This window comes from Metabacillus herbersteinensis (assembly GCF_042433335.1).
Taxonomy (GTDB): domain Bacteria; phylum Bacillota; class Bacilli; order Bacillales; family Bacillaceae; genus Metabacillus; species Metabacillus herbersteinensis.
The window spans coordinates 63,501-82,406 of record NZ_JBHLVO010000012.1 but is presented as its reverse complement, the minus strand read 5'-3'; the positions used below and the strand labels follow the sequence as shown (position 1 = coordinate 82,406).

Sequence of the window (18,906 nt, the reverse complement as noted above, 5' to 3'; positions counted from 1 at the left end):
TTTTTCTAGCGATAGAAATTCCTCAATGACTCTAGGATTCCACGCCAAGCTTTCTGTCCTAATTGTGAACAATTTTTGAACTTACCATTTCTAATTGACACTATCGAATCTAGGTTTTATAGTTAAACACATGAATAGTTCAATTGTTTAACTAGTTAGGTAAAGGTGATGAAAAAATGCAGCAAAACAATATTGAAGAGCTAGTGAATAGGTATTTAAAATACTCCTATTCTGTTACGAAAAAAGCTGAAAACTTGATTCGCGAACAGATTGGTGAAGATATGACAAATGATCAGCACTATACGCTACGGTACATAAAGCAAACAGGAGTTTGTACTTCAACAGAGCTGGCTGAAGCATTTGAGGTGAAAAAGAGTGCGATAACCGCGATCATCAATCGCTTAGTTGAGAGAGAGCTAATCAAACGGACTCGTGATGAGAATGATCGTCGTGTTGTTTACTTAACGTTAACTGAAGCAGGGGAAGAGTTATTTCTAAAAACTGAACAAAAGATTCATAAGTTAGTAGAGTCATTTATTTCTCAGTTTGAGACTACCGAGATTGAAGCATTTCTTAACACCTTTGAGAAACTGAATAATATTTTAATCGATCATAAAGATTGTAAAATGGAGGAATAAGCTGTTGGATAAAATTATTAAAGGAAAATGGTTGGTAATCATCGCTTGGGTAGTTGCTGCAGTTGGTTTGTTTTTGCTAGCTCCTAATATGGCAGATCTTGTCCGGGAAAAAGGGCAAATTAGTGTTCCAGCTGGCTACTCATCAACATTAGCAGAAGAAATAATGACAGACGTTCAAAAAGATGAGGGTCAAGGAGACTCATCACAGGTCGCACTCGTTTTTCATAATGACAAAAAATTAACAAATGAAGAAATCAATGAAGCCAAAAAAGCGATTCAACAATTGGAAGAGAAAAAAGAGGAGCTAGGTATCACTGAAATTCTCACCCATTTCACTGAAGAAACTTTAGAAGAACAACTCGTTTCAGATGATGGAAAAACGATTTTAGCTTCTGTTTCCGTTAGTTTGAGCGATCGAGACGCTATGGAAGTAAGCGATGCTCTTTACGAAGCAATCGAGGACCTGAAAGTCGAACACTATTATACGAGTGGCTGGATGATTGATCAGGACTTGGTTACCAGCTCACAAGAGGGCCTGAAAAAAACGGAAGGAATTACAGTTGTTTTTATTTTAGCCGTACTATTTCTTGTTTTTAGATCAGTAATTGCACCATTAATTCCGTTGATTACTGTAGGGATGAGTTATTTTGTCTCTCAATCGATCGTTTCGATTTTAGTAGATGTTGTAAACTTTCCTTTATCAACGTTTACACAAATCTTCCTAGTGGCCATTTTGTTTGGTATCGGAACGGATTATTGTATTTTATTACTTAGTCGTTTTAAGGAAGAATTAGCACATAAAGAAAGTTTAACAGAAGCAATTATTGAAACGTATCTTACAGCTGGACGTACTGTATTTTTTAGCGGTCTAGCGGTTATGGTTGGATTTTCAGCAATCGGATTTTCAACATTTAAACTCTATCAATCTGCTTCAGCAGTTGCAGTTGGAGTTGGTGTGCTTTTAATCGGTTTATTTACAATCGTTCCTTTCTTTATGGCGATACTCGGTCAAAAGCTGTTTTGGCCATCAAAGGGTACACTTGAGCATAAAGATAGTAAACTATGGGAAATGGCAGGACGGTTTTCGTTATCAAGACCATTACTTGCCTTATTAATAGTAGCACTAGTTACAGTGCCGTTTTTACTCACATACGATGGAAAACTATCGTTCAATTCTCTTGAAGAGGTTGGCGATGATGTTCCTTCAATAAAAGCATTTAATGCAATTGCCGATAGCTTTGGTCCCGGTGAATCAATGCCGACTCAAGTTGTCATAAAAAATGATGAAGAAATGGATTCAACAGAATATATCGGTTTAGCAGAGAAAATTAGTAAAGAACTAGAGGCTGTTGATTTAGTCGACTCTGTTCGCTCAGTCACACGACCAACAGGTGAACCGATTGAAGATTTATTTGTGTCAAAGCAAGCCGAAACGCTAGGTGAAGGCTTAGGAGAAGGAAATGATGGACTAAAGCAAATTAGCGATGGACTAAATGAAGCGGGTAGTGAGCTTTCAAAATCAGGTCCACAGCTAGAAGAAGCATCAGATGGAATTAATGACTTAATTACAGGAACAACAGATATTTCAAACGGTATGACAGAAATCCAAACCAATCTTGCTAAAATTGAAGATGGAATTCGTCAGGGCTCAGCCGGTTCGACTGAAATTCTCGCTGGTTTAACTGAAGCGAAAACCGGTGCAGAGGAGCTTTTGGCCGGTAACCAACAACTTCAAAAGGGCTATCAAGATATCGGAGTAAATTTAGGAGCCCTTCAAGGTGGTTATCAGGAGGTAGGCAAAGGCTTGAATGGGTTGTCGCAAATCCTTGCAGGATTGGACCAAAACTTTATTGGACTTGAAGGGACATACCCAGGAATTGATCAAGACGAAAATTATCAAACGGTAAAAGGAACTGTTCAAGCAGTTCAGCAGCAAACAAGCTCAGAAGGACAGCTTTATACAAGCTTAACAACACTTAATGAAAATCTATCACTTGTTTCTGGTGGATTAACTCAAGCAAACAGCTCCTTCAAAGATATCATTGCAGGACAACAACAATTAACAAATGGTCTTGGTGAGGTAATAAAAGGAATTGAACAACAACAAGCAGGACTAAATCAGCTTGCAAATGGTCAAGGACAAATTGTCGATAACATTCCAAAACTAACAACGGGCTTAAATAGTGTAAATGACGGTCAATCACAGCTTCTTGCCGGCTTTGGTGACATTGGTGGTCAAATGGGGCAGCTAACAGATGGGTTAAATCAAAGTGTGGATGGATTAAATGAAGTCTCAACTGGACTAAATTCTGCACAGGACTACCTTTTGGACCTCTCATCATCGTCTGACATGGCAGGATTTTATATACCAGAAGAAGTTCTGGAAAGCGAAGACTTCGACCAAGCACTTGACGCTTATATGTCAGAGAATCGTAAAGTAATGACGATGGATGTAATTTTTGAAGTAAATCCCTATTCAAACGAAGCAATTGATCAAACAGACGAAATCAATGCTGCTGTCCAAAGAGCAACAAAAGATACAAAGCTCGAAAACGCCGAGGTTGCTATCGGTGGGATTACAAGTATTAACTCCGATTTGAGTGCAATGTCCAATGCGGACTACTCTCGAACGGTCGTGTTAATGTTAATCGGAATCTCGATAATTTTAATTTTCATGCTGCGTTCACTTATTATGCCAATGTATTTAATTGCTTCACTAATTTTAACCTATTACACATCAATGGCAATAAACGAAGTGATCTTTGTAAACATCCTAGGCTATACGGGAATTAGTTGGTCGGTACCATTCTTCGGATTTGTTATTCTTGTTGCATTAGGTGTTGATTATAGTATCTTCTTAATGGATCGATTTAATGAATATAAAGAAGTTTCTGTAGGAGAAGCGATGTTGCTCGGAATGAAAAAAATGGGAACAGTTATCATTTCCGCAGTAGTCATCTTAGGTGGTACTTTTGCAGCGATGATTCCATCTGGAATGCTTTCACTCATTCAAATTGCCTCGATTATTTTAACTGGATTATTTTTATACGCCTTTGTCATTTTGCCATTATTCGTACCTGTGATGGTAAAAACATTCGGGCAAGCAAATTGGTGGCCATTTAAACGATAATTTGGATAATTGTTAGAGTGAGGCTAACGCTTAAGTCGTTGGTCTCACTTTTTTTTTACTATTAGAATTTATATAATTCTAAGACACAGTAAGCGTTTCGCAAAGTCCAGCTCCAGCGCCTAGCCCCGACGCACAGGTCGTGCTAGTGCAGTCGAATCGACAGGACGTCGCGTTCTCGACTGCCTCGAGGTCATAAGTCAATTCTAAATTGAAGGCAAAGACCAACTTCTATTTAGAATCGCCTTATGCTTGTCGGAGGCCTGCAGGATGCAGGTCAGAAAGGCGTTGCAACAGGATGTTGCGAACTTAGCCTTTATTCCTCTACCAAGGCGCCCCGCGCTTTTTTTACTATCTCTAATTGTTTTACGCATATCTCTCGACTATATAGCCTAAAATAAAGGTAATAATCAATACGAAAAACAAACGACTTACCTACATAACAAATGAATTTCAACATAAGACCCCAGAAGTATGAGATAATATAGATAGAGATACTAGAATCGGTATTTATTTCTAAATGAAAGAAGGAATTACATGAAACACAAAAACAAGTTTAAAGACGACGAAAAGGTCATTCTTAAGGTAACTGGAGAAAAAGTAACGATCAGTCATTCAAGCTACGTTCCAAACATGAAACGATATTCCTACACATTAAAAGAATATCCACAAACGTTCTATTTCGAAGAAGAAATCAAGCAAATTGAATCATAAAATAGTTTTCTGATTGGTGAAAAAAACTATTAATCCAATCAGGTTATTTCAATAGAAAACCATGGTTAGTTTTAGTCGAATGTCTTGCATTTTATAGCTAAAGATGGTAAGATGAACTTAATTATTTTTGTTCGAGTAAGGCTGATAGAAGAAATAATCTTCAAAATTGGTTATCGTCTTGAAATGCTTCGCAGAGCAAGAATAGTAATACATTGTGGGATTTTTCCACTGCAGGAGGAACAAATTATGTTGCAAGGTAAAGTAAAATGGTTTAACGCTGAAAAAGGTTTCGGTTTCATCGAAGTAGAAGGACAAGACGATGTATTCGTACATTTCTCTGCGATCCAAGGCGAAGGTTTTAAATCTTTAGAAGAAGGTCAAACAGTTACATTTGAAGTAGAACAAGGCGCTCGTGGACCACAAGCAACTAACGTTCAAAAATAAGTGTAATTTTAAAAAAGACTCCTTATGGGGTCTTTTTTTTGGTTAATTTCCTCTACATATATCACATTAACGCCCAACATTTCGTGAGGAGCGCCCAACTATTTGCCAGAAGCGCCCAACATTTCGTGAGGAGTACCCAACTTATGAAGTGAAGCGCCCAACTTCGGACCGATCTCAAGAAAATTCTCTCATATTGACTTGCTTCCCCTTGACACGCGGGCATTTCCTCGGGATAATAATAAAAAATCATTGAACGTTAATGGAAAACTAGTATGAAAACCTGATGTGAAAGAACGCGGTGTTAAGTTTAGCAAAAAATCACCGACACTGATGGCGCAGAACCGATTTCCAAATTCCTATTAAAAAACGTAGGCGCGAAAACATGGCATTACTTAGGTAAAGTGGGATGTGAAAACATTCAGGTTAAAGTGGTACCACCGAAGGCTAAGCCCCTTCTCCTTTTCGATGAGGATAAAAGGGGCTTTTTTATAATGGAGGAGTATGAAAAGTGAAAAAAATGAGAATTGTTGTCAAGATTGGGAGTAGCTCGTTAACAAATGCAAGAGGGGAAATTGACAAAGCAAAATTATCAGATCATGTTGATGCGATTGCAGTCCTCAAAGGTCTAGGACATGAAGTTATCCTCGTTTCCTCTGGAGCGGTTGCTGCGGGTTTTCGTAAACTCGGTTATCCGTCAAGACCTACAACACTCAAAGGAAAGCAAGCAGCAGCAGCTGTCGGTCAAACGCTCCTTGTCCAGTCCTATATGGAGCATTTTAATACATATAGTCTTATGCCAGCTCAGATTTTGCTGACTCGGCAGGATTTTTCAAAGCGTGAACGGTACCGAAACGCCTTCGCAACGATGATGGAGTTGCTAGAGCGTGGCTTAATCCCGATTATTAACGAAAATGATACCGTTTCTGTCGAGGAATTAACATTTGGTGACAATGATATGCTTTCAGCGCTTGTAAGTGGACTTGTCCATGCTGAACAGCTAATTATTTTGACAGACATAAACGGGTTGTATGATGCAAATCCTCGTGAAAACCCGTTGGCTCAAAAACTCGATTACCTTGAGGACATTAGCGATGATTTACTATTAGTTGCCGAAGGTGCAGGGACCAGCGTTGGTACAGGTGGAATGAAATCAAAGCTGCAAGCCGCCAAAACAGCCCTTTCACTTGGTATTCAAGTGTTTATTGGGCAGGGATCAGGTCCCCAAAAACTAATTGAAATAGCAGAGGGAAAAGGTGATGGCACCTACATAGGTAACGACGATAAGGCAAAAGTAAATGCTAGCAAACAATGGATTGCCTTTCATTCTGAGGTTTTTGGTAGAATTCATGTAGATCAAGGTGCAGAGCACGCGCTCAAAATTCACGGCAAAAGCCTATTACCAGCGGGGATTTTTGAGGTAGAGGGTCACTTTCAAAAAGGAAATGTAGTCGAAGTGATTGGTCCAAGTGGTTTACTCGGAAAAGGTGAGGTTTTGTATTCTTCATCAACGCTTCAAAAACTGATGGGCAAACGAAGTGAAGAATTAAAGCAGGAATCTATTTTTTCATCAACAGAAGTCATTCATCGTAATAAATGGGTCAAAGCTTAGTAAGAGATGGAACTAGTAGTATAAACAAATCAAAATAGGACTCTGGTCAGCCCTGAGTCCTAACATCGTTACTTATTAAATAAAGTTTTAACCCCGTGATAAATTAATGCAAGTGAGAACACGAGAATTGTAAGCGCTCCAAGTACAGTTGCGAATGGAGCTAAGCTCGCGAGGAATGTACCAGCTAAAGTAACTTCGGTTAGTGCAAAACCAGCTAAGATTGCTGCTAAAAACATGAAAATCATTCTGTCCATAATTTCCCCTCCCTTCACAATCAATATATGTCCAAGAGGAGGTTTTGGTTATGGTCGCAATTAACTAATTTTGAAATTGTTTTATAAAGTAATGAAATAACAATTGAATAGTTAAAGTATCCCGAAGTGGTAAGATATTAGGTATTGTAGTCATCTACTTTTAGTTTAAATTCACTTAAGCCTTCAAGATTCATAATCTTATAGAAATCACCGATACCATTGGAAATTAAATAAATGACCCCGGTTCAATACCGAGGTCATTTATTAGAGGCTAGTCATTGTCTAGTTTTAACATATACATACTTCCGTCTTTCCAATATCTTTTTCGAGTATTGTAGTGAGTATAGTCTTTTTTAGTGCAACAACGACTGCGTGAACTTCTTTGGTGTCTACGTCCAGATCTTCTAGAGGATCTACGAGTAGAACGTCTAGATCTTCTAGAGGATCTACGAGTAGAACGTCCAGATCTTCTAGAGGATCTACAAGTCGAACGTCCAGATCTTCTAGAGGATCTACGAGTCGAACGTCCAGATCTTCTAGAGGATCTACGAGTAGAACGTCCAGATCTTCTAGAGGATCTACGAGTAGAACGTCCAGATCTTCTGGATGATCTACGAGTCGAACGTCCAGATCTTCTAGAGGATCTGCGAGTACAACGTCCAGATCTTCTAGAGGATCTACGAGTCGAACGTCCAGATCTTCTAGAGGATCTGCGAGTACAACGTCCAGATCTTCTAGAGGATCTACGAGTAGAACGACGTCTGCGAGAAGTACTTTTTCCACATTCGGTACGGCTCTGTGTACCCGGATCATTATACATATAATCTTCTAATCCAGCATCTGCTACTTTATGAGTAGCATCTAGGATTTCTTCGTGTTTAAACCAGTTCATATCTATATAGGCCTCCCTTATTAATAATTAAAGAAAAGGAATATTAAAAAGATTACAGTTATAACTGAGAACGTTTATCCTTTTTTCCAGTTATCCCCTTCTCTTATACTAAAGTACGTAATTCATCCTGTATTTGCATTAGACAATCATCCAATTTGAAAAAAAAATATAAACTCTTGTCCGATGTGACAACTTAAATTCCCTCCTCATACGATTAGTAGTAACAATTATTGCGTTCTTAAGTGTCAGTAAATTAAAAGAAAACTGACACTAAAAACCGATAAGTTCAACTAACCAACATCAAAAGCAATGTTGGAAGTTTCATTACCGCGTTCTTAAGTGTCAGTAAATTAAAAGAAAACTGACACTAAAAACCCGATAAGTTCAACTAACCAACATCAAAAGCAATGTTGGAAGTTTCACTAAGGAGGTATTTTTATGACTCAATCTGACGAAATCCTCACCTACAATTTATTTATAAATCCAAAAGATTTGCAGGATTTAAGAAGTGATATATGGTGTGATGATCCTGTGCGTGGAGTTTTAAATTTTAATAAAAAAAAGTACGACATTGATATCGTATATCGAGGTGCACATACTAGAAAACTCAAAAAAAAATCCTACCACATTAACTTTTATAAGCCGAAGTTTTTTATGGGTTCTAAAGAGCTTCATTTAAATGCAGAATTTAGAGATCCTTCTATAATGAGAAATAAGCTCTCTTTAGATTTTTTTAGTGATATTGGAGTATTGTCACCTAAATCTCAACACGTTTTTGTAAACATCAACGGAAAACAAGAAGGGGTATATTTACAACTAGAGTCAGTGGATGAAAGGTTTTTACAAAAGCGAAGTTGTCCAGAAGGTACTATTTTTTATGCAGTTGACGGTGATGCAAACTTTTCCCTCGTAAGCGATCTTGATAAAGAGGTGAAAAAGTCGTTATCCCTAGGCTATGAGCTAAAGTATGGTTCAAATGAAGCAATGGGATATTTAGAGAATTTCATTTATAAAGTTAATACACTTTCACATGACGATTTTGAAAAGGAAATTGACACTTTTTTAAATGTGCCGAACTATTTGAAGTGGCTAGCCGGGGTGGTTTTCACACAAAACTATGATGGCTTTGTTCACAATTATGCTCTTTATAGAAATAATCAGACGGGGCAGTTTGAAGTGATACCTTGGGATTATGACGGCACTTGGGGAAGAGATGTAAATGGGAAAATTATGGAAAGTAATTATGTGAGAATAGAGGGTTTTAATACATTGACCGCGCGCTTGTTGGCTAAACCAGTTTACCGAATGCAATATAGAGATCTTGTCAAAAGCATATTGAATAACAAGTTTACTGTAGAAAATATGCAGCCGAAAATCGAAAAGTTACATCATCAGTTAAGACCATTTGTTTTAAAAGATCCATATAAAAAAGAGGATATCAATCAGTTTGATATGGAACCTGAATTTATTTTGCAGTTCATAAATAAAAGAAGAAGTTACATTTATGATCGTCTAGATAAATTACTATAATTTTGTTATGCCATGGGGAAATAGCTTATTTTTCCTAAAAATAGGCCTTTGATTAGGGTCATTGTCTTCCCATGGCACATATAATTGGAGTAGAAATCACCTAATATGATGATTGCTAAGGAGGAAAATAAAGATGTCAAGTAAAGGCTCAAAAAGAAAATCAACGGTTGATCCGTATCATGCATTTTTAGAGTCACTTAAAGGAAGAGTTGTTAAGGTCTACCGCGGAGGTCCAGAATCAAAAACTGGAACATTACTAGATGTTCAATCTGACTACGTAGCATTACTTTCACAAAACAATGACAACAGTGATGACAACAGTAATGACAACAAGAACAACAACAACAAGAACAACAACAAGAACAACAATCAAAATAACAACCAAGATGATAGTAGCCAAGATACTGTTGTATACTATCACATTAAACATGTAAAGAGCATAAGTGAGGATTCAAAATCAAACTCAACTCAAGTTGCTCAGTCTGAAGAAGAAAATGCTGTGGAATTTCTTCAAGCAGAAAACTTTACTGGGGTAATTGAACAGTTTGGAAATAAGTATATTCAAATTAATCAAGGTGGTCCTGAATCTAAAAATGGTTTAGTAATAGATGTTATTGATGATTATATTATTATGTTTACTGAAGATGACGGTGTCGTTTACTTCAACGTCGACCATGTCAAAAGCATTTATGAGTACAACCAAAATGATCAAAATGACAATGATCAAAACCAAAATCAAACCCAAAACCAAAATCAAGTTGTAATTCCAAGCTTCGATAGAGGAAGTGACTTCCATGACTTATTTGGCCATATGTCCCATAAATGGGTATCAATAAACCGCGGAGGCCCTGAAGCAATGGAGGGTGTTTTGGTTGAGAATTCTGGAGGACACTATACGCTAGTTAGCAATGAAGAAGTCCTAAGAATTAATCCTTACCATATTAGAAGCATTAGTGCTGGAGCTAAGGGATCCCTAAGCAATAACAATAACAATAACAATAACAACAATAATGATGATCAACAAGATCAATCGAATGGCGAAACAAATCAGGCAAATCAAGAAGAAGCAGGAACTGATAATGAGAATAAAGACAATTCTCGCAGTGGATCAAAAGATAGAAGAAGTTCAAGAAGAATTCCAAGAGAGACTGTTGTAAAAACAATTGATTACAAATGGGTACCAAAATAATCAACTCATTTATCCCTTTTAAATATCGTATTTAATGGTGCATTAGGAACCTTAACTAGTGCACCACGTTTTTATCATCTTATGTACAAAGGAGGGTACTTAATTGAATGGTATATCAACTTTCATCGGAAAACAGGTTGACATAGAAATTACAGGAAAAACAGTCTTTGTAGGAATTCTTATTGATGTCGGCCTTGACATTATAGTCCTTTTCGATGGCTTACAATATTTATATATACCTCTTCTTCATTTGCATAATATCAAACTAAGTAGTGAAGACCCTATAGAAACCAGTCAACGATCTAAACAAACGATTACCGACGATACTGAAAAAATTGCATATCGAAAAGTATTAAATAATGCAAAAGGAATGTTTGTGGAAATTTATGTGACAGGAAACAAGTCCATCCATGGTTATATAACAAATATACTAACGGATTACTTTGTGTTTTATTCACCTGTATACAAAACGATGTTTATCTCTCTACATCATCTGAAATGGATGATTCCATACTCATCTAGCTTAACCCCGTATACCTTAGGTAACGATGTCCTTCCTGTTCAACCATCCACAATCCCTTTATTAAGAACATTTGAAGAACAATTAAAGAAATATCAAGGAAAACTTGTCGTATTTGATTCAGGAGAACACCCTAATAAAATTGGACTTTTGAAAGATATTCGAAATAATATTGTTGAATTAATAACGGCAAATGGGGAAACAATGTTTTGGAAATTAACCCATTTAAAATCAGCTCATTTACCGTAACATTTATCCACTAAAAAGTAGGGCCAATGAAAGGTTTCTCATTGGCCCCTTTATTCTGTACTAACACGAACAGTGCGTAGGAAAACCCCCACTAAAAGAAATTTTACACTTTCTGGTTTTCTATAAGAAAATAAGTAAAACCCAAAAGTAGAGGCAAAGTAAGGTGAAAATTAAAGTTGGTGGTATGACTATCATGGTCACCTTTATATACGTTTTCCAGGATAATTTAACTTTATGTTTTTTTAGTATGTGCAACCATATTAATGACGCCAATGTCCCTATAGGTAATAAGAGAGAACCAATATCACTACCAATGATGTTTGCTAAATAGACAGTTTTTAACGTAATAGGATCGAGGGACATTTCTGCTAACGACAAGGTGCCGATCATCAAAGCGGGGTGGTTATTGAATAAATTAGATAGAATGGATAACAGCACTCCCATGGTTAAAGTTGCATGAAATAGGTTGGCTTCAACTAGGGGTCCGATAGCCTCTATAAGAAGAGTTGTTAATCCTATGTTGTGTAATCCAAACATGATTACGTACATATTAAATGCGAAAATTAATATATGCCATGGGGTTTTTTTAAACATATCGAAGGGACTAATTCTTAAATAATACCATCTCCAGACTAATAAACAGATTGACCCTGAAACAGCTACGATTGAGATAGATATTCCTATATAAGAGGCTATGAAAAGACTGATTCGAGTAATAAATACAAATAATAGGATGTATATCAGCAGTCTTTTTTGTTTTTCTAAAAAATCATTTGAAGTGTCTTGAAGAGGGTGATATCTTCGATTTTCGAAATGTAATGGAATAGAATAGTTGTTTGGGATTTGTCTAGGTAATTCCTTATAAAAAACTAAAAACAATGAGAGGGATAGAAAAAGTAATCCCATCATTCCTGGTACAAACATCATCTCAGTATAAAGTGAAAGGTTTAAATTCACTATTTTCAATGATATTAAATTGACGATATTACTTACACCAATAGGAGCACTCGAAGCGGTTGCAATTAACGCACCACTTAAGAGGTATGGGATTTTTTGATGATTTTTTAACCCGATATGCCTTAATAGTAAGATTAGGATAGGCGTTGTAATTAAGATGCTCCCATCATTGTTGAAAAATAATGTCATTAAGAAACACAACAACATCGTTAGCCAGAACAAGCGAATCCCAGATCCTCTAGATGTCTTTAATAATAGAAAAGCTGTCCAATAGTAAAATCCAAAACTCTCTAAAACAATTGCCATTACAATGGTAGCAATTATTGTAATTGCAGCGCCATTGACCTTTGACCCAATGTCAATTAAGTCTGTTATTGAGACACTTCCACTTAGAAATACTAGTATAGCTCCTATAGTTGCAGGAATTGCTTCGTTCATATTCTTCGGACGTATAAAGATCATCGCCATTGTCATAACGAAAGCAAAGACGGTTATAAATACCGAATAACCTTGCAACATATCAATTTTTCACACTCCCTTACACCAGGTGGTTATGGAACAATTAGTAACACCACCCTTGTCTTTATATATCTTTTGTACTGTATATATACGTGCCTCAAATGTAAGTTGTACTAAACAAAAGCCTCATTTTTTGATTAATCCGCTACAATCTAGTAGGTCACTCCCACACCGAACTCAATGGGATAACAAGTGTTCATTGAAAAACAGTTCTAATTTTGAGTTATCCCAATTAATATTGCGATTAAACCATATCAACTTCAGTGGTTGTTTCATAGTAATAAGAGAATGAAGCTTTAATTAGAAGGTGAAAAGGATGACAGAGGAAAATTCACTTAGAAGATATAAGAAAGATGATGATGGTGTTCTTTGGATATCGAATTACGTAGCAAAGGCCAGATCAAAAACAGAATACAAAGTACAAAGGTTACTGCATCATGAACACTCCCCATTCCAAGAAATTAGTATTGTTGATACGAAAGGTTTTGGAAGAATGCTAGTTTTGGATGGAACACCGCAAATCTCAACAGGTGAGGGATTTATTTATAACGAGATGATAAGTCATATTCCGATCGTGACTCATCCTGACCCTAAGAAGGTGGCCATGATTGGCGGAGGGGATTGCGGACCAGCACGTGAAGCGATGAAATATGCGGGAATTGAACAAATCGATGTTGTAGAAATCGATCAGCGGGTTACTGAAGTTTGTCGGACTTTGTTAACACCTTCTTCTTTTTATGACAATGACCCAAGATTTCAGATGATCCATGAGGATGGTCTCAACTGGATTCAAAAGAACAAAGGAAACTATGATGTCCTTATAATTGACCGGTCAGATCCGGTTGGACCAGCAGCAAAATTATTTAAGCCTGATTTTTACCAATATGTATATGATTGTCTCACTAATGAGGGCGTTGCCGTCTTTCAGTCAGGGTCTCCTTTTTATAATACTTCGACTCTACAAAAAACCGTTCATAATTTGAAGGAATTATTTCCGATAGTTCGCACATATTTGGTAACAATCCCTCTTTTTCCTTGTGGAATTTGGAGCTTCACGTTAGCATCGAAAAAATGGGATCCACTTCAAGCTGATTTAACGAAGCTATTAGACCAAGAAGCACAATATATCAATCCGGAAATTTTCCTATCCTCATTTGTTTTGCCTAACTATGTGAAAAAAATGATAGAAACAAAATGAGTAAGCTTCAATAGAATAAATAGTCAATTCTTTCATGTTTAGCATAAAAAGAGGTGATAAAACTTCTAATTTAAAATAGTGGGTAGCCTTGTGGCTACTCTTTTAGTTTGAGGAGCAGTAGCTTGAAAAATTGTTACCATATGAATTCAAGAATAGTTGTTCACAAAATTTTTCTGAAATTCGTTGATCATGTGAGAAAAGATCGTAATTATTTTAGAACGGTGTTTACTACGAATGGTTCGGGATATTTCAATTTGAAACGTATGAAAGTGATGATGATATCCTGAATAATCTATTCCATCCCCCAGCCTATGGTAAACAATCGATTCATCACCAATAAATTTTTCATCAAATACGATTTCTATTTCAGGTAGGATCTCTGATGCTTTTCTTGTTATAGTCTCTAAAAACCATTTTTTAATTATTGGTGAACATGATTGTCCATGTACTGTTCCAATCTCGATACCATAAGGCCCGTAATGGGTATCCTTCATTCCATGAAAAGATAAGTGAAGATAGGGTTGTGTGATATGGTTTTGCTCATCATCCAATATATTCAAGAACTCAACAATTTTTTTAACAGCATCTCTATACTCTTTTATCGCATGATCATTGTCTCCGTTTGGACTTCTATTCAAATCAGCTTCATTTCTCGATACTGAACTAATGATCCCTGCGCAGCCTGTTTTTTTTATGAGACTCTCAACAATTTTGTCGGTAAATACATCTGCTGCAGGTGGTGTGGCATGTAAGGCATCGACGTGGCCACATATAAAACCTTTCCCTTTGTTATATTTTAAGTAATTTTGCTGTATGAACTTCAATGACATCATTCTTGCCTCCCTATAGTTCCTCAATAATCATCGTCACACTATACTAACAAATGCAATTTCAGATAAATTTGTGAACCAATCAGCAAAATTGAGATGGAGAAGGTATTTATTAACCTTTTTTTCTTAAAAGGGCGGATGGACTGGGGTAAACATACTGGAAATTTTTTGGGGTTACCATAGTATATTAGAAACTACTTTTGTCTAGTATTGGAGGTTTTCCACATGGATTTTATGAACGAGCGAATCTGTATCGTATCTGATAAAGAGTTAACGCTACAAATCCTTAATTTAAATAATGTTCCATCTATTGAACTGGTAGATCCAAAAATATGTACCTATCCGATTATAGGCAGAAAATACGGTCAACATGGTGGGAATGACATTTCACTAATAAATACAAAAGATCAAGCGATTGATGATGGTTGTGATTTTTATACGAAGCTCTATCCAATTGAGGACGAGTATCGGGTGGAAGTTCAAGCACTAAGTATTAAAAAGATTTACAAAGCAGTAGTTCAGTGCGCGAAGTACAACGAAGTGACAATTCGAACTGAAACGTTTGGTTGGGAATGGAAGGAAGTAGACATAAACAGTCTACCGACAGACTGGTCGAACGTAGCGATTCGAGGATTATACGTAACTGGGCTTACTCATGGTTTTGTCAAAATAGGAATTCTTCCTAATGAGTCATTCATTGTAACGGATATTAATCAATCTAAGATTGGATATTCAGAACCAGAATTAAAGACAAAACCCTCCTTTACCATAGGGGCAGATGTTGAGTTTATGTTGAGTTGTGATGATGAGCTTTTAGCTGCATCCACTTTCTTTCCGGTTGAGGGAGCTGTTGGATGCGATGAGAGGCAAATTGAAAAAGATAGTGGTGAGTATGCATTAGCGGAATTAAGACCTGAAAAGGGAGATTCACCACAAGAACTTATTAGTCATATTAAACAATTAATACAAGAAGCATCAGAAAAGGTACCTTATAAAAATGTCGAATTTAGAGCAGGGAGCATGCCTTTTGCAGGCTATCAATGTGGAGGGCATCTCCATTTTGGAATCCCCTCTTCTTTATCTCTTTTAAGGGCTTTTGACCATTATCTTGCCCTGCCCATTGCAATGATAGAGGAAACAAGAACAGCTAAGCTTAGAAGGAGAACCAATCACGGTGGATTAGGTCGTTATCGTGTAAAACCGTATGGATTTGAATATTTGTCGTTAAGTTCTTGGATCATTGATCCGAGTCTTGCTCTATCTATTTTATGTTTAGCTAAGCTTGTCGCACTACATCATCATGAATTAAAGAGTGATTTTTTATTTCATCCACTTGTTCAACGGGCTTACTATCATGGGAATCGTCTTTTTCTAAAAAGCCTATGGAAAGAGATAAAAGCAACACTTATGAAGACCTCAAGTTACTCCAAATATGAAAGTGAATTATCCCATTTATTCAACATGATTGAAAATGAAAATCCAATCAATGAGTCAATAGATCTTCGTAGAAATTGGGGAGTGACAATTTCTAAAGAGTCTTATGATCCTGGACTTATCATCCAAATTCCAAAGAGAATGAGGTTAAAATATGACCTTAAAGAAGGAGACACTACCTTCGTTTGTGCAGGAAAAAACATGTCACCTGCGATCATTCAAGCCTATCCCTTCACATTTCGTAACCCAAATAGCATCCATCTTTCCAAATCTCTGCGCGAAAAACTGAATGTGCCGAAAGAGTGGAGTCCTAAATTATCAGCTGCAAATGGCGTTATTACACTAGGTCCCATTATAGGAATCCTCGCTGCCCGTCCTTTTGAAAGACAAACGACGTATTTTCAACACTTATGTAAGCTTGCGCATGAAAAGAAAATGTTTGCTTATGTTTTTGAACCTGGGGACATACTCTGGGATCAACAATTAATTAAGGGAACGTCGATCACTGGTGAGGGACTTTTTCCATTTCCAGCCGTCATTTACGACCGCTACTTTTTGGGTGGTAAAGAAAAAGGTGTTGACATAGATGAAGTCCGGGCCAAGCTTCAATCCATTAATAAAATTCCATTTGTCAATCCACCAGCTTTATTCCAATTGACAGGAAATAAATGGGAGGCTCATCAACTGCTCACAAAAGAGCATGAGGAATATCTTCCAGAATCCCGTCTATTAGAGGATCCTGCTGATCTAACAGAAATGCTTGATCAATTTGGAGAAATATATGTAAAGCCATTAGGCGGTGCGTTAAGCATTGGAGTAATAAGGGTGATTAGACGACCAGCAGGAATATTTTGGATGGATCTCAATCGGAAACTATTCCAGCAGGTTAACACTACTGAAGAATTATATTTAATGCTAACGCCTCTGATGAAAGACAACCCATATCTCGTTCAGGAGGGAATTCGACGAAAACAATATAACGGAAAAAATCTAGAGATCCGTGTATATATGCAGAAAAATGAAAAACAAATCTGGCTTAGAACTGGGATGGTTACTCGTCTTACAAGTGAAGATGTGATGACAGAAGAATCGGAAATGAATTTGCGGTTGAGCAAAGTATTCAATAGTCTATATCCAGATCTAACAGAACGACGCTACGTGATTAACAAATTAGCAAAAGCCTCTCATGGCATAGTGGCAACTGTAGAAGAAAAAGTTGGGGGATTTGGAGAGCTAGCAGTTGATTTATGTATAGATCAATACAACTCTATTAAACTGCTTGAAATTAATGCGAAGCCCGATAGCTTATTTTCACAAATTAGAGCATATAAACTGCGCACGTTAGCAGGCATCCGTTTACTCAATTATGCAGCGTCATTAGCAGGTTACAAAGAAGATGAGAAATAAAGAGGCGGTGATTTATCATGAAAAACTTGGCTTTATATGACATCCTCAATCAGATTGGAATTGTCGCCGAAAACGGCACGAAAAATCCAATGATTAAACAAGTGCTAAACTACGCAAAAAAAGAGATTGACGATCATACATTGGTGTTTCATATTGATCGAGAAAGAGTTAGAGGGAAGTATTGGAAGGATAATCACTCAGTCGTAATTGTAACAGATCAACCCGAATTATGTACTAATCTCGGGGATGAATCCAAACACCGTTTATCTTTGTCAGACAGGTGCTGAGGTGTACGAAATTTTGCAACCACACTTATATGAAAATACGATGATCCTTCTAAAAGTTACCCACCGTGTAATGACTAAATCAACCTTTAAAGAACTAAGAAGTAAGCTCATGTTTATGAGCGACGTAACGACTATTCCAATAATTAAAATATAGATGTAGGTTACTTTACCCTTAAAGTGGCAATGAGTATGATCACCATGGATCATTACAGTGATAGAATGACTCGTTGTTTAAATGAAAAAGATATCCCTTTTTTAATTAAACATTAAAACCCAAGCTGTTCTTAATTTAAGAGCAGCTTGGGTTTCTTATTAGGAACAATTAATACTTTGTCTAAAATGTAAAAAAGCAAAACCAACAAACAATAAGTCATTAAAAATATGATTCAAACGATCAAACCACTGAAAACCATTAGGATATTAAGGACGATATGCCATATTAAAGAAGGGATAATACTTCTTGATTTAATCGTTATGCCTCCATAAAAGAATCCACCAAAAGAGAAAGCAATGCAGACAATCCAAGGAAAGCCAAGCGAATAATGCTGTAAGCCAAAACCTAAACTGGTTATTACTACTGCCCATTTATCACCTAATTGCTCGGAAAAACGACTTAAAAGGGCTCCTCTCCATAGTAATTCTTCAAGTGTTGCATTTGTAATTGAAAAGATAAGGGCTACTAACCAAACATCTTGGAAAGATGACCATCCATTTTGAATAATAAATGGAATAAGTATCAAAACATTGATTGCTAATGCTATGGGGAGAAAATGTCTTATTTTTGTTTGATGAAAACCCGACCATACAAATGGAAAATGAATCATTTCATTCCAATGCGTTTTACCCCAATACCTAATGAATGGAATCTTATATAAAAGAGATAACGATAATAAGGGTACCAGAATGAACAATAATGATAGTCTATCTAAAAATACATATAATTCTTTTGACTGGACATCGATAAGCAAATGAGAAGTTACATATAAATATAGAAAGAAACCGATTCCAAAAAATACACTTGTTAAAATAAATAACTTCATAAACTTATCTGATCGTAAGAAAAGAAAAATAGCACAAATGCCCCATAAGCTTAAAAATAAATAGTTGG

Annotated in this window: 16 protein-coding genes; 12 read left to right on the top strand and 4 right to left on the bottom strand. The window is 36.6% G+C overall.

What is annotated here, in order from left to right:
• Window positions 1-176: 176 nt before the first annotated feature.
• The 5 genes from ACFFIX_RS14980 to proB all read left to right on the top strand — a co-directional run bounded on the left by ACFFIX_RS14980 (window position 177) and on the right by proB (window position 6,532).
• Entirely contained in the window at window positions 177-638 is a 462-nt protein-coding gene (locus tag ACFFIX_RS14980; protein ID WP_378935332.1) for a MarR family winged helix-turn-helix transcriptional regulator, read from the top strand.
• 4 nt (window positions 639-642) lie between these two features.
• The gene (locus tag ACFFIX_RS14975) at window positions 643-3,768 is read left to right on the top strand and encodes an MMPL family transporter (RefSeq protein ID WP_378935330.1); all 3,126 of its coding nucleotides are present in this window, start codon (window positions 643-645) and stop codon (window positions 3,766-3,768) included.
• A 534-nt stretch (window positions 3,769-4,302) separates the two neighbouring features.
• A complete protein-coding gene (locus tag ACFFIX_RS14970) occupies window positions 4,303-4,479 on the top strand; it encodes a hypothetical protein (protein ID WP_378935328.1) in 177 nt (58 codons plus the stop codon).
• Between the two features lie 246 nt (window positions 4,480-4,725).
• Window positions 4,726-4,923 carry a cold-shock protein gene (locus tag ACFFIX_RS14965; protein WP_378935412.1) on the top strand — a complete coding sequence of 66 codons (198 nt, stop codon included), beginning with the start codon at window positions 4,726-4,728 and terminating at the stop codon, window positions 4,921-4,923.
• Window positions 4,924-5,431: 508 nt separating this feature from the next.
• Complete coding sequence (gene proB, locus ACFFIX_RS14960) at window positions 5,432-6,532, top strand: glutamate 5-kinase (protein ID WP_378935326.1); 1,101 nt, start codon at window positions 5,432-5,434, stop codon at window positions 6,530-6,532.
• A 68-nt stretch (window positions 6,533-6,600) separates the two neighbouring features.
• On the opposite strand, the gene ACFFIX_RS14955 is transcribed toward proB, so the two are convergent.
• Window positions 6,601-6,786, bottom strand: coding sequence for a hypothetical protein (locus tag ACFFIX_RS14955; protein ID WP_378935324.1), 186 nt, complete (start codon window positions 6,784-6,786; stop codon window positions 6,601-6,603).
• Between the two features lie 356 nt (window positions 6,787-7,142).
• Between ACFFIX_RS14955 and ACFFIX_RS14950 the strand changes: the two genes are divergently transcribed.
• The 4 genes from ACFFIX_RS14950 to ACFFIX_RS14935 all read left to right on the top strand — a co-directional run bounded on the left by ACFFIX_RS14950 (window position 7,143) and on the right by ACFFIX_RS14935 (window position 11,166).
• Window positions 7,143-7,610: a hypothetical protein gene (locus ACFFIX_RS14950; RefSeq protein ID WP_378935322.1), complete on the top strand. Its 468-nt coding sequence runs from the start codon at window positions 7,143-7,145 to the stop codon at window positions 7,608-7,610.
• A gap of 506 nt (window positions 7,611-8,116) precedes the next feature.
• On the top strand, window positions 8,117-9,208 hold the full coding sequence (locus ACFFIX_RS14945) for a CotH kinase family protein (protein WP_378935320.1): 1,092 nt from the start codon (window positions 8,117-8,119) through the stop codon (window positions 9,206-9,208).
• A 133-nt stretch (window positions 9,209-9,341) separates the two neighbouring features.
• A complete protein-coding gene (locus ACFFIX_RS14940; RefSeq protein WP_378935318.1) occupies window positions 9,342-10,397 on the top strand; it encodes a spore coat protein in 1,056 nt (351 codons plus the stop codon).
• 103 nt (window positions 10,398-10,500) lie between these two features.
• Complete coding sequence (locus tag ACFFIX_RS14935) at window positions 10,501-11,166, top strand: YwrJ family protein (RefSeq protein ID WP_378935316.1); 666 nt, start codon at window positions 10,501-10,503, stop codon at window positions 11,164-11,166.
• A gap of 120 nt (window positions 11,167-11,286) precedes the next feature.
• Here ACFFIX_RS14935 and ACFFIX_RS14930 read toward each other — a convergent pair whose 3' ends face one another.
• Window positions 11,287-12,642: an arsenic transporter gene (locus ACFFIX_RS14930; protein WP_378935314.1), complete on the bottom strand. Its 1,356-nt coding sequence runs from the start codon at window positions 12,640-12,642 to the stop codon at window positions 11,287-11,289.
• A gap of 316 nt (window positions 12,643-12,958) precedes the next feature.
• On the opposite strand from ACFFIX_RS14930, the gene speE reads away from it, so the two are divergent.
• Entirely contained in the window at window positions 12,959-13,840 is an 882-nt protein-coding gene (gene speE, locus ACFFIX_RS14925; protein WP_378935312.1) for a polyamine aminopropyltransferase, read from the top strand.
• Between the two features lie 146 nt (window positions 13,841-13,986).
• Here speE and ACFFIX_RS14920 read toward each other — a convergent pair whose 3' ends face one another.
• Window positions 13,987-14,670 (bottom strand): hypothetical protein, encoded by a 684-nt coding sequence (locus tag ACFFIX_RS14920; RefSeq protein ID WP_378935310.1) that lies wholly within the window; start codon window positions 14,668-14,670, stop codon window positions 13,987-13,989.
• 225 nt (window positions 14,671-14,895) lie between these two features.
• Between ACFFIX_RS14920 and ACFFIX_RS14915 the strand changes: the two genes are divergently transcribed.
• Together ACFFIX_RS14915 and ACFFIX_RS14910 are read left to right on the top strand one after the other, a co-directional pair.
• Window positions 14,896-17,511, top strand: a complete 2,616-nt coding sequence (locus tag ACFFIX_RS14915; protein WP_378935308.1) for a putative amidoligase domain-containing protein — start codon at window positions 14,896-14,898, stop codon at window positions 17,509-17,511.
• A 17-nt stretch (window positions 17,512-17,528) separates the two neighbouring features.
• Window positions 17,529-17,798, top strand: a complete 270-nt coding sequence (locus ACFFIX_RS14910) for a hypothetical protein (RefSeq protein WP_378935306.1) — start codon at window positions 17,529-17,531, stop codon at window positions 17,796-17,798.
• A gap of 386 nt (window positions 17,799-18,184) precedes the next feature.
• Here the strand turns inward: ACFFIX_RS14910 and ACFFIX_RS14905 are convergent, their stop codons facing one another.
• Complete coding sequence (locus ACFFIX_RS14905) at window positions 18,185-18,838, bottom strand: CPBP family intramembrane glutamic endopeptidase (RefSeq protein ID WP_378935304.1); 654 nt, start codon at window positions 18,836-18,838, stop codon at window positions 18,185-18,187.
• Window positions 18,839-18,906: the final 68 nt, after the last annotated feature.

Excerpts from the sequence above, each read along its gene's own strand:
- ACFFIX_RS14980 (WP_378935332.1), top strand. The coding sequence starts at position 177 with ATGCAGCAAAACAATATTGAAGAGCTAGTGAATAGGTATTTAAAATAC.
- ACFFIX_RS14970 (WP_378935328.1), top strand. The coding sequence starts at position 4,303 with ATGAAACACAAAAACAAGTTTAAAGACGACGAAAAGGTCATTCTTAAG.
- ACFFIX_RS14965 (WP_378935412.1), top strand. The coding sequence starts at position 4,726 with ATGTTGCAAGGTAAAGTAAAATGGTTTAACGCTGAAAAAGGTTTCGGT.
- ACFFIX_RS14955 (WP_378935324.1), bottom strand. The coding sequence starts at position 6,786 with ATGGACAGAATGATTTTCATGTTTTTAGCAGCAATCTTAGCTGGTTTT.
- ACFFIX_RS14945 (WP_378935320.1), top strand. The coding sequence starts at position 8,117 with ATGACTCAATCTGACGAAATCCTCACCTACAATTTATTTATAAATCCA.
- ACFFIX_RS14940 (WP_378935318.1), top strand. The coding sequence starts at position 9,342 with ATGTCAAGTAAAGGCTCAAAAAGAAAATCAACGGTTGATCCGTATCAT.
- ACFFIX_RS14930 (WP_378935314.1), bottom strand. The coding sequence starts at position 12,642 with ATGTTGCAAGGTTATTCGGTATTTATAACCGTCTTTGCTTTCGTTATG.
- speE (WP_378935312.1), top strand. The coding sequence starts at position 12,959 with ATGACAGAGGAAAATTCACTTAGAAGATATAAGAAAGATGATGATGGT.
- ACFFIX_RS14920 (WP_378935310.1), bottom strand. The coding sequence starts at position 14,670 with ATGTCATTGAAGTTCATACAGCAAAATTACTTAAAATATAACAAAGGG.
- ACFFIX_RS14915 (WP_378935308.1), top strand. The coding sequence starts at position 14,896 with ATGGATTTTATGAACGAGCGAATCTGTATCGTATCTGATAAAGAGTTA.
- ACFFIX_RS14910 (WP_378935306.1), top strand. The coding sequence starts at position 17,529 with ATGAAAAACTTGGCTTTATATGACATCCTCAATCAGATTGGAATTGTC.
- ACFFIX_RS14905 (WP_378935304.1), bottom strand. The coding sequence starts at position 18,838 with ATGAAGTTATTTATTTTAACAAGTGTATTTTTTGGAATCGGTTTCTTT.